The sequence below is a fragment of the Massilia sp. S19_KUP03_FR1 genome (assembly GCF_036688685.1).
GTDB lineage: Bacteria > Pseudomonadota > Gammaproteobacteria > Burkholderiales > Burkholderiaceae_D > JALYUM01.
Map to the genome: position 1 here is coordinate 1 of NZ_JAQQPS010000021.1, position 10,673 is coordinate 10,673.

Sequence of the window (10,673 nt, forward strand, 5' to 3'; positions counted from 1 at the left end):
CGGCCTGGGTGCATGCCCCCCATCCGCGCCGGCTGCGCCATGCCCCGGCCGGCTCGCTGCCACGCTGGCTGGCGCGCTATGTGTACTCGCTGCGTGCGCGCCTGGCGCCGGCGCTCGCCACCACGCCGGCGCTGGTCGGGCGCGCGTTCACCGGCGCCGCCGCGCAGCTGTGGGTGTCGGAAGGCGAGATGGTGCTGGTGACGCCGCTCGACGGGCATCCGCTCGTGTGGCGGCTCGCCGGACTGGACCGCGATCCGGGGCCGCTGCCCGGCACGGGGCGCAGCCTGCGCCTGGTGTTCGATTGACAGGCGCATCATGAAACGCGAATACGTCGACCCCGACCAGGCCAGCACGGCCACCCTGCCGGCGCCAAGCGGTGACGCCTTTCGGGCGCTGCTGCTGGCCGCCGCCTGGCGGGTGACGGCAACGCTGACCGGGCGCCTGGGCGAAGACCTCGTCGCCGAGCGCTTCCCGTTTTTGCTCGACTACGCCAGCGCGCTGGAATCGGCCGAACAGGTGCTGCACCTGCCATTGCAGCGCCTGGCGCAAGCGGCCGAACTGTCGGCCAGCGCAGTCGAAATCTGGATGCTCAATGGCTTGATCGAAGAAGACGCCCGCTTCGGTCCGGTCTACCAGGCGCTCGATCCGGAGGATGGCGCGCGCCGTCCCGGCATGGCGCTGATGCAGTCCTGGTGGGGCACGCTGCCGCGCGAAGGACTGCGTCCGGCCCTGCGCGCACTGCTCGCATGCGGCCTGCTGCGGCCTTGCCAGCCCGGCGCCACGCGCGCCGACAGCAGCTACGAAGTGGAAGACAATTGCTGGTCTGCCGTGCGCGGCGAGGCCCCGGCGCAGCCGGTTCCCGGCGTGGTTCTGCGCGAGCTCGATGCCATGCCCGCACTGGCGGATCTCACGCTCGACGATGCAACGCGCGCGACGCTCGCTGCCTTGGGACGCCTGGACGCCGATGCCCCGCTGGCGCCGCTGCACTACGCCACTGTCATGGCGCGCGGCGCCGAACACAATGGCCGCACCAGTGTGCTGGCCGCGCTGGCCAGAGCCGAAGGGCGGCGCGCGTTGATCATCGACTGGCCGCCGATTAATGCCGCTGCCGAGCCGCCGTGGCTGGGCGCGTTCGCTACGCTGGCCTGGGCGCGCCCGATCCTGCGCCTGCGCGCCAGCCCGGGCGAGCGCCTGCGCCTCCCAAGGCTGGCCGGCTACGAGGGCTGGATCGGCATTGTCTGTGGCAGCGACGATGCGATCGACGACCTGCCGGCACCAAGCCTGGTGCTACGCCTGCCGCTGCCCGATGCCACCTTGCGCGCGGCCCTGATCGCGCGCCATGGCGGGCCGGCGCTGGCCATGCACGCCGCTGACGTGGCGGCGCGGCTGCACCTGTCGACCGGTTTCCTGGTGAGCGCGCTGCGCACCATGGTGGTGCCAGCCGATGCCGGCTGTGGCGCACTGGCGGCCGGCCTGCGCGAGGTGGCGCTGGCCGGCGGCGCCGGTGAACTGGACAACCTGGCGCGCCGGCTGGGCACCGGCGGCGCCGAGCGCGAGGGGCTGGTGCAGGACGCCGAACTGGCGCGCGACCTCGACACGCTGGCAGCGCGCTGCGCCCAGCGCGACCACCTGCGCGCAACCCTGCCCGGCCCGTTCGCAGCGCGCCTGAACGCAGGCGTGCGCGCGCTGTTCGCCGGGCCATCCGGCACCGGCAAGACGCTGGCCGCCCAGGTGCTTGCCGCACGCCTGGGCGTGCCGCTGTACCGGCTCGACCTGGCGTCGGTGGTGAGCAAATACATCGGCGAAACCGAGCGCAACCTCGATCGCGTGCTGGCCGCCGCCGAGGCGCTCGATACCATGTTGCTGCTCGATGAGGGCGACGCCCTGCTCGCGCGCCGCACCGACGTGGGCAACGCACACGACCGCTATGCCAACCTGGAAACCAACTTCCTGCTGCAACGCCTGGAAACCCACCGTGGCCTGGTGCTGGTGACCACCAACGCCCTCGAACGCATCGACCCCGCTTTCCTGCGCCGCTTCGACCTGCTGGTGCATTTCCATGCGCCCGAACTGCAGCAGCGGCTGGCACTCTGGCGCGCCCACCTGCCGCCTGATCACACGGTGCCCGACGCCGCGCTCGCACGGATCGCCGAATCCTGCCTGCTGACCGGCGGGCAGGTACGCAACGTGGTCCTCGATACGGCGTCGGCGGCGCTGGTGCAGTCAGGCCACGTGACCGAAGCGCTGCTGATGGCCGCGCTGCGGCGCGAGTACCGGCGCGGCGACGCCCTGTTCCCGCTGGGGCGCTGAGGCCATGTGCGCCCTCGCCGTTCGCGCCACGCCGCGCCGGGTCGCCAGGCCCAAGTCCGATCCACGCTATCTGGCCGTCACCGACCAGGTCAAGGCCGGCGCGACCAGACTGAAACAGCACGCGCCGCCAGCCAAAAAGGCGCGCGAAGCGTCGCACTCGGCCAAAGCGCCGGCCAACGAGCGCGTCGCCGCGGCCAAGGCCAAAGCAGTCGATGAGGTGAAAGCGGCGCCGACGCCCAGGCCGCAGCCGCAATCATTCAAGGCCCAGTTGCGCGCCGAGATCGACAAGGCGATGCCGAAGACCCTCGGCGACACCGAAAAATTCATGGATGGCGGCGTTGCCAGCACGATGAAACGCGCGCTCGGCGGCGGCGTCGACCAGCAAACGCATGACGCCAGCGGTCCCCTGGAGACGGCGACAAAAAAAGCACCCGACAGCGGTGCCGTGCCGGCCCAGCCCTCGACCACCCTGCCCGCCGAACCCACGCCACTGGCGCCCCCGGTCGCTGGCGCCAGCGCCATGCCGGCGCCGGCAAGCGCCGCCGACGTGACGCTCGACCAATCGAAAAAAGACACGGCGCAGGCGCTGGACGACGAAAAAATCAAGCCCGACACGCTGCAAAAGGCCAACGATCCACGTTTCTCGGCGGTGGCGGGCGCGCAGGCGCAGGTCGCGGCCCAGGCCGACAAGGGGCCGCCCGGCTTTCGGGCCAACGAGGCGGCGCTACTGGCCGGCGCGCGCGCAAAGGCAGGATCGAGTAGCAAACAAGGCACCTTGCTGCTGGCCGGGACGCGCGGCGCCGGCAATGCCAAAGTAATGACGCGCCAGCAGCAGCAGGCCGCCAGGGAAGAAGCCGAGCGCAAAAAGGTCGCCGCCGACATCGAAGCCATCTACAGCGACACCAGGGCCAAAGTGGAAGGCAACCTTGGCAAGCTCGACGCGGAGGTATCGGCACTGTTCGATCCCGGCATCGCGGCGGCCCTGGCGGCGATGAAAACGTGGGTCGACGACAAACTCTTTAACTACAAGCTGGAACGCTACCTGTCGATTCCACTGGTCGGTCTGGCGCGCTGGGTTGCCGACCAGGTGCTTGGCCTGCCGCCCGAGGTGAATGCCTTTTATGTGCAGGGACGGCTGGTGTTCCAGGCCGCGATGGACCGGCTCATCGACCGTGTCGCCGACCTGGTCGAGACGCGGCTGGCGCAGGCCAAGGCCGATATCGCCGGCGGCCAGAAACGGATCAGCGCCTACGTCGCGCAGCTGCCGGCCGGCCTGAAGGCGGCCGGCGAGGCGGCCGAAAGCGCCGTGGCCGATCGGTTTGCCGAGCTGGCAGCGAGCATCGACGAAAAAAAGGACGCGCTGGCGTCGGCGCTGGCCTCGCAATACAAGGATGCGTTCGACAAGGCCGACGAATCGCTCAAGCAGATGCAGGACGAAAACAAGAGCCTGCTCCAGCAGTTTGCCGAGAAGCTGGGCGAAATCGTCAAGGCGATGATGGCGTTCAAGGCGCAACTGCTCGGACTCATCAAAAAGGGGCAGGAAACCATCCAGCTCATCCTCGACGATCCGATCGGCTTCCTGGGCAACCTGCTCGCTGCGGTCAAGGGCGGCTTCAACGCGTTTGTGGGCAATATCTGGACGCACCTGCAGGCCGGCTTCATCAAATGGCTGTTCGCCTCGCTGGCATCGGCCGGCATCGCCCTGCCGGCCGACCTGACCCTGCCGAGCATTCTGAAACTCGTGCTGGGGGTGCTGGGGATCACGTACGAGAAAATGCGCGCCAAGGCCGTCAAGCTGATCGGCGAGCGCGCGGTAGGTGTGATCGAGAAGGTGGCGGAATACGTCAAGGCCCTGATCGAAGGCGGTGTGGCCAAACTGTGGGAACTGGTCAAGGAAGACCTGGCCAACCTGAAGGACATGGTCATCGGCGCCATCCAGGACTGGCTGATCGAAACCGTCATCAAGCAGGCGGTGGCGAAGGTGGTCTCGATGTTCAATCCGGCCGGCGCCATCGTGCAGGCGGTCATCGCGATCTACAACGTGGTGATGTTCGTCATCGAAAAAGCGCAGCAGATCATGACGCTGGTCGAGGCGGTGGTCAATTCCGTGCATGCGATTGCCACCGGCGCGATCGGCGGCGCCATCAGCTGGATCGAGAAGGCGCTGGCCAGCGCAATTCCCGTCGTGATCGGCTTCCTGGCCCGGCTGATCGGCCTGGGCGGCATCAGCGACAAGATCAAAAAATTCATCGAGAAGGTGCAGGCCAGGGTCGACAAGGCGATCGACAAGGCCATCGCGAAGGTGGTCGCGATGGTCAAGAAGCTGTTTGGCAAGCTCAAGGCTGGGGCGGAAAAGCTCGTCGAATGGTGGAAGAAGAAGCTGCCCTTCAAAGGTGGCGGTGAAAGCCACACGCTGCAATTCGACGGCAGCGAAGATAGCGCGCGCCTGGCCGTTCACAGCGGCACGCCGCAAAAGCCAGGTCGCTTTGTCCAGCGCTTCGTGTCGATGAAAGGTACCGCGGCCAACATCACCAGGGTCCGAGAACTCGAGGCTGAAATCAGCGCGATCCAGAAGGCGCTGTTCGATAACAAGAAAGACAAGCAGCGGGTGGCGGACTTGTCAAAGGAACTCAACCCCAAGCTCGACCAGATGACAGCTATTCTGACGAGCCTGCTCGTCACTGGCGCTGAGGTCGGCAGCAAGGATAACCCGGTGTTGATCGACTATCCGAAACGCAAAGCTTCCAGCTATGTAACGTTGTACATCGGCCCACCTGTTCCCGATGGCGTCACGATCCAGCAGACAGTCCTGGCAGCGCTTGCTGCCAAAAAGCATGAAGTTGCCAAGGAGGAGCTGACCGCCAAGTTGGGAAAAGAAGTGGTTGGCGACTGGAACGGTGAGGTCAAGGTCTATCCTCCAACCAGCAGGAAAACGCTCGATGGCGAAAAGGTTGGACTGTCGAGCCAGTTCGCGTCGCTGGCCACTGGCGTGTTGCTCACCTACGACGGAAAGGAGAGTACCGGTGGTGGCGGCCTGATCAACAAAAAGTTCGCACGGTACGGCTTCTCGCCAACGGGTGACAAACTCGACGGCGACCATGTCCTGGAACGCCAGCTTGGCGGACCAGACCGCCTGGATAATCTCTGGCCCTTGGCAAGTGGAGAAAACCGCAGCAGCGGCGCGAAAGTGAAGAGCCTGAAGGTAAAAATCGGCGAAGAAGAAAAAAAAGTACACCAGGTGCGGGAAGAAGCCAAGAAACCCATTTATTTGCTGGTCAGAAGCACAAGAGGGTGACAGAGCATGCCTGGCAATGCACGCAGCGTGCCGGGCCAGAAGCACGCTAGCGCCGCAGCCGCACCGGTACCGGCTGCGTCAGCCCGTCAACGTAAAAATCGAAGAAGCGGCGATTGTCGAAGCGCTCGACGATCCATGCCGGCTGCAGGCCGGGGCGCGCGCTCGCCCACGCGCGCGCGCGGCCATTCTCCGGCCCCACCGCCGTCTCGACGTCGACCCACCGGCGCACCGCGCGGGTGGCGTAGGCCGGGTCGAGCAGGTAAGCGAGCGTCAGGGTGTCCCACACGTCGGTGCTGTAGGCCGGGTTGGTTTCGAAGCCGTTTTTGCCGTCATAGCCATAACCGTTGAGTTGCCCGAACAGGCGAGCGATGATGCCCTCCTTCGCCTCACCGTACACGACGCGGTCGTAGACGGCCTTGTCGAGCTTGACGGTATCGGTCACGTCGAGCGGGAAAATCACGTGCCGCAGCGGCAGCCGCAACACGGTACGGGCCGCCTCGGGATCGAACCACCAGTTAAATTCGGCGCGCGCCGAGGTGTTGCCCGGCACCTCGAAGGCGCCGCCCATGTAGATGATTTCCTTGATCAGGGGGACGATGTCCGGATGGCGCCGCACGGCCAAGGCGATGTTCGTCAGCGGCCCGATGGCGAGGATGGTGACCTCACCCGGATGGCGGCGCACCGTGGCGGCGAGGAAGTCGGGCGCGCTTTGCGGGCGCACCGAGGTGCGGGTTGCAAACCCGTCCGGCGGCGCCACCAGGTCCGCGTCGACCAGCGGTTCCGGGCGGCGCCAGGCGCCCAGGTAGCCGTCGCCGCCCGGATACAGGCGCTGCTCTTCCAGGACGGTCGCCAGGTCGTGCGACAGGGGGCGGTTGGCGCCCGCATACACACCCACGTCGCGCTCGATACCGAGCCGCTCCACCGCTTTCAAGGCCTCCGCCACTTCCTGGCGCAGCCACTGGTTGCCCGATACCACGGTCAAGCCCAGCAGTTCGATGCGGCCGCGCGCATGCAGCTGCGCGGCGATGGCCAGCAGCTGGCCGTCGTCGTTGAGCGTGCCGAAGTCGCTGTCGATGATCACCCTGGGCGTTGCGGCCTGGCCGGTCCCGATCAGCGCGATCGCGCACGTCACGGCCATGAAAAGATTGCGCATCACTGTCTCCCAACCATCGAATCAGTTCAGTCGAATACGGCGCGGCAGACTGCCTCGCACTTGGCCAGGTCGAAGCGGTTGTCGGTGCGCACGCCGGACTCCATGTCGATCCAGTAGGCCGCACCCGGCGCCACCGGCAGCGCAGCGAGCGTCGCGCGCACCGTGGCGGGATTGAGGCCGCCGGAGTAACCGCAAAACAGCTGTTCCGCATCGATGGCCGGCCACGCGGCAGGCCGCACACCGGTGCCGAACGAGACGTCGTACAGCCAGTCGACGCGGCCGTCACGCGGAAAGTCGCCCTGGCACTGCAGCGCCACGCGCACGCCATGGCTGGCGCCGAAACGCGCGCCGTGCGCAATGTCACGCGCGCTGCTGCCGGCCCGTCCGTGGTTGACCTGCACCCGCGCAAAACCGGCCAGGTCGACTGTGACCGCCGCCCCTTCGACCACGGCCCGGGCGGCCTGGCCGCACAAGTGGGCGGACAGACGCAGCGGCGCGGCCTGCAGCACGCGCCGCACCTGCGCGCCGGGAAACAGGGGCGCGCCTTCCTGCGCCTGGTCGACCAGCACGCCCCATTCGATCGGATAGCGGGCCGACAGATCGAGCATGCCAGGCAGCAGGTCGGCACGGTCGATGCCGGTGAACGTAATATATTGTGGTGCCGTATAGAAATTGGTCATGATCAGTGTTATATTTATTGGTACGTACCAACACTACCTGAAAAAGCCGGAATAGCCAATTTTTATTTTTGTATCAATACGCTTTTACCTGGCCTGGCAGGATGTCAGGCACGTCACTTTGGTACATACCAGCTCTCATCAATCCCTACTCACTTAATGCAGGAGCAAGTCGATGGACGCAGCATTGAACTTCCCGGCCCAGCGCCGCTACGACCTGCTGGCGTTTGGCGACCCCACCCTCGACTTGCTGTTTACAGTGACGCGCGCGCCGGCGGCCGACCAGAAAGTGCTGGGGCGGCGCCTGCCGCCGGCGGCCGGCGGCACGGTCGCCAATGTCGCCTGCGCCGCGGCCCTGCTGGACCGGCCGACGCTGGCGTATGGCCGCGTGGCCGCTGACGGCGACGGCCAATTCCTGCGCCGCGCATACCAGCGTTTCGGCGTCGACACCGCCTGCCTGCGCGACGTCGACGGTGCCGTCTCGCCCACCGCGCTGGTGATGATCGAAGCATCCGGCGAGAAAGCCCTGGTGTATGCCCCCATGCCGGGCCCGCTGCTGGAGCGCGCGAGCTTTGCCGCCGCTGCGGCGCAATGCCGCATGGTGTACGCCATGCCGTATGACCTGGCTGAATTCGATGAGGTGCACGCGCTCGCGCGCGCCGCCGGCTGCGCGCTGGCCATCGATATCGAAGCGGCGATGGTGTCCGGCCCGGACCAGCTGCAATATCTGCTGGCCAGGTGCGACCTGGCCTTCATGAACGACACCACCTACCGCGCCATCATGGGCGCGCCGCCCGAGGCCGGCCAGCAGGCCGCCTTGCTGGCGCATGGTGCGCGCATGCTGGTGGTGAGCTGCGGCGCGCGCGGCGCCATGCTGGCGGCTCCCGGCCTGGCCCTGGCGCAAGCGGCCTTCGCCGCCGAGGTGGTCGACAGCACCGGCGCCGGCGACAGCTTCAATGGTGCCTTCCTGGCCGCCCTGCTCGAAGGTCAGGATAGCGCCGCCGCGCTGCGCTTCGCCTGTGCCGCCGGCAGCATCGCGGTCAGCGCCATGGGCGCGCGCGCGGCGCTGCCGACCCGGGTCAGAATTGCGGCGGTACTGGCGCATGCGTGACCTGACCCACGCACAGGACGGCGCACGCTGGAGCGCGCGCCTGGACAAGTTCTTCCAGCTCAGCGCGCGCGGCACCACGCCGGCGCGCGAGGTGCTGGCCGGCTGCACCACCTTCGCGGCCATGAGCTATATCGTCGTCGTCAATCCCGCCATCCTGGCCGGCGCCGGCATGGACCGCCATGGCCTGTTCCTGGCCACCATCGTGTCTGCCATGGCCGCCACGCTGGTGATGGCCTTGTGGGCCAACCTGCCGATTGCGCTGGCGCCCGGTATGGGCACCAACATCGTGTTCGCCCAGGTGGTGGTCGGCCAGATGGGCGTGCCGTGGCAGACCGGCCTGGCGATGGTGCTGCTCAACGCGCTGGTGTTCCTGGCGCTGTCGCTGACGCGCTGGCGCGCGCGCATCGTCGCCGCCTTTCCGGAACCGGTCAAAATCGGCATGCAGTGTTCGATCGGCGTGTTCATCGCGTGGCTTGGGCTGCGCAGCGGCGGCCTGCTGGTGGCCGATGGCGCCAGCCTGGTGGCGTTCTCCAGGCTGCACGACAGCGCGTCCTGGCTGACCCTGGGCGGAATCCTGCTCACCGCCATGCTGCTGGTGCGGCGCGTGCCCGGCGCTTTCCTGCTGACGATCTTGAGCGTGACGACGCTGGGACTATTTTGCCGCGGCGCGGACGGCGCGCCACTGACCGTGCTGCCCGGCGCCTGGTTCGGCGCGCCGGTGCTGTCCGGCGAACTGCTGTTCGCGCTCGACCTGCGCGGTTTCCTTGTGCATTTCATGCTGCTGTTGCCGGTCACGCTGTACTTCTTGCTGATCGAATTCTTTTCCGGCACCGCGACCATGTTCGGGGTGATCCGCAGCGCCGGCCTGCTCACGCCCGAGGGCGACCTGCCGCAGGCACGGGCGGCGTTCGCGGCGGACGCACTGGGCAGCGTGATCGGCGCCGTGGCCGGCACCTCCACCGTGACCGCCTACGTCGAATCGGTGGCGGGCGTGGAAGCGGGCGCGCGCACCGGCCTGTCTGGCCTGGCCGTGGTCGCCCTGTTCGGCCTGGCGCTGTTCTGCGCGCCGCTGCTCACTGCCATCCCTGCGTGCGCCACGGCGCCGGTGCTGGTGATGGTGGGGCTGTGCATGCTGGACGGCCTGCGCGAACTCGATACGTCCGCGCCGGAACACTATGTCCCGCCGCTGCTGATGTTGCTGGTAACGGCCTGCTGTGCCGACCTGATGGTGGCGCTGGCGCTCGGCTGCTTTGCCTACACCGTCATGCTGGCGGCGCGCCAGCGCTGGCCGGGCAGCATGGTAATGGGCCTGGACGCCGTCTTCGTGCTGTACCTGGCCTTGCGCGGCGCGCTTGGGTAAGCGCAGTCAGGACGCGCTGCCCTTGCTGATGCGCGACTTGTAGCGGTACGGCGGCGCGTACTTCATTTCGCAGTACTCGACCGGTTCGCGCCGGTCCGACAGCATCACCCGCTCGCACAACAGCAGCGGCGTGCCGGGCGCCACGCCCAGCAGCGCCGCATCGTCGGCCTGCGCCGCCACGGCGCCCACGCTCTCGAGACTCTCGGATGGCGTGATGCCGAACTTCTCGATCAGGATGCGGTACAGCGAGCCACCGCGCTCAAGCTCTTCCTGTTCCAGGTGGGCGCCGGCCGGCAGGCGCAGGAATGACTCCTGCAAGCCGATCGGCTTGCCATCGGTCAGGCGCACGCGCTTGATGCGCAGCAGCGGCTCGTCCGGCTGCATGTGCAGCAGGCTGGCCAGCGCCATGTTCGCCGCCACCGTCTCCATCAGCAGAATGGTCTGGCCCGGCACGCTGCCGCGCTTGATGGTGTCCGCTGTAAAACTGTCCAGGAAGCGCGACATCTGGCGCACCGCGGCGGGCGCGGCGAAGGTGCCGCGCCCGTGGTCGCTGTACAGCAAGCCCTGCTCCTCGAGCAGGCGAATGGCCTTGCGCACCGTGTCGCGGCTGACATGGTGCGTCAGCGCCAGCTCGCGCTCGCCCGGCATCGGCTCGCCCGCGCCGATTTTGCCGGCCTCCATCAGGTGTTTCAGCGTCTCCGCCAGTTGCTGGTACAGCGGCAGCGCAGCCTTGGGCGCTTCTTGGTCGTTGATTCGTGGTCGCATTC

Annotated in this window: 8 protein-coding genes; 5 read left to right on the forward strand and 3 right to left on the reverse strand. The window is 67.5% G+C overall.

Annotated features, from left to right (window positions below):
* The 3 genes from V6M87_RS21030 to V6M87_RS21040 form a co-directional block, all read left to right on the forward strand.
* Positions 1 to 305: hypothetical protein (locus V6M87_RS21030; protein ID WP_332878621.1), on the forward strand; the 305-nt coding region annotated here is incomplete at its 5' end.
* Positions 306 to 315: 10 nt separating this feature from the next.
* Positions 316 to 2,310 (forward strand): ATP-binding protein, encoded by a 1,995-nt coding sequence (locus tag V6M87_RS21035; RefSeq protein WP_332878622.1) that lies wholly within the window; start codon positions 316 to 318, stop codon positions 2,308 to 2,310.
* Between the two features lie 4 nt (positions 2,311 to 2,314).
* Positions 2,315 to 5,605, forward strand: coding sequence for a phage tail protein (locus V6M87_RS21040; RefSeq protein WP_332878623.1), 3,291 nt, complete (start codon positions 2,315 to 2,317; stop codon positions 5,603 to 5,605).
* A 46-nt stretch (positions 5,606 to 5,651) separates the two neighbouring features.
* Here the strand turns inward: V6M87_RS21040 and V6M87_RS21045 are convergent, their stop codons facing one another.
* Both V6M87_RS21045 and V6M87_RS21050 read right to left on the reverse strand, forming a co-directional pair.
* The gene (locus V6M87_RS21045) at positions 5,652 to 6,743 is read right to left on the reverse strand and encodes a nucleoside hydrolase (RefSeq protein ID WP_332878709.1); all 1,092 of its coding nucleotides are present in this window, start codon (positions 6,741 to 6,743) and stop codon (positions 5,652 to 5,654) included.
* 41 nt (positions 6,744 to 6,784) lie between these two features.
* Positions 6,785 to 7,438, reverse strand: a complete 654-nt coding sequence (locus V6M87_RS21050; RefSeq protein WP_332878624.1) for a hypothetical protein — start codon at positions 7,436 to 7,438, stop codon at positions 6,785 to 6,787.
* A 172-nt stretch (positions 7,439 to 7,610) separates the two neighbouring features.
* Here V6M87_RS21050 and V6M87_RS21055 point away from each other — a divergent pair, with 172 nt between their 5' ends.
* The gene (locus V6M87_RS21055; RefSeq protein ID WP_332878625.1) at positions 7,611 to 8,546 is read left to right on the forward strand and encodes a carbohydrate kinase family protein; all 936 of its coding nucleotides are present in this window, start codon (positions 7,611 to 7,613) and stop codon (positions 8,544 to 8,546) included.
* The gene (locus tag V6M87_RS21060; RefSeq protein ID WP_332878626.1) at positions 8,539 to 9,906 is read left to right on the forward strand and encodes an NCS2 family permease; all 1,368 of its coding nucleotides are present in this window, start codon (positions 8,539 to 8,541) and stop codon (positions 9,904 to 9,906) included. The genes V6M87_RS21055 and V6M87_RS21060 overlap by 8 nt, the downstream gene beginning before the upstream one ends.
* 6 nt (positions 9,907 to 9,912) lie before the next feature.
* Here V6M87_RS21060 and V6M87_RS21065 read toward each other — a convergent pair whose 3' ends face one another.
* Positions 9,913 to 10,671, reverse strand: coding sequence for a GntR family transcriptional regulator (locus tag V6M87_RS21065; RefSeq protein ID WP_332878627.1), 759 nt, complete (start codon positions 10,669 to 10,671; stop codon positions 9,913 to 9,915).
* Positions 10,672 to 10,673: the final 2 nt, after the last annotated feature.

What these genes read in the sequence shown, in the direction of transcription:
- V6M87_RS21065 (WP_332878627.1), bottom strand. Translation starts at nt 10,671, where the DNA reads ATGCGACCACGAATCAACGACCAAGAAGCGCCCAAGGCTGCGCTGCCG.
- V6M87_RS21040 (WP_332878623.1), top strand. Translation starts at nt 2,315, where the DNA reads ATGTGCGCCCTCGCCGTTCGCGCCACGCCGCGCCGGGTCGCCAGGCCC.
- V6M87_RS21055 (WP_332878625.1), top strand. Translation starts at nt 7,611, where the DNA reads ATGGACGCAGCATTGAACTTCCCGGCCCAGCGCCGCTACGACCTGCTG.
- V6M87_RS21060 (WP_332878626.1), top strand. Translation starts at nt 8,539, where the DNA reads ATGCGTGACCTGACCCACGCACAGGACGGCGCACGCTGGAGCGCGCGC.
- V6M87_RS21045 (WP_332878709.1), bottom strand. Translation starts at nt 6,743, where the DNA reads ATGGCCGTGACGTGCGCGATCGCGCTGATCGGGACCGGCCAGGCCGCA.
- V6M87_RS21050 (WP_332878624.1), bottom strand. Translation starts at nt 7,438, where the DNA reads ATGACCAATTTCTATACGGCACCACAATATATTACGTTCACCGGCATC.
- V6M87_RS21035 (WP_332878622.1), top strand. Translation starts at nt 316, where the DNA reads ATGAAACGCGAATACGTCGACCCCGACCAGGCCAGCACGGCCACCCTG.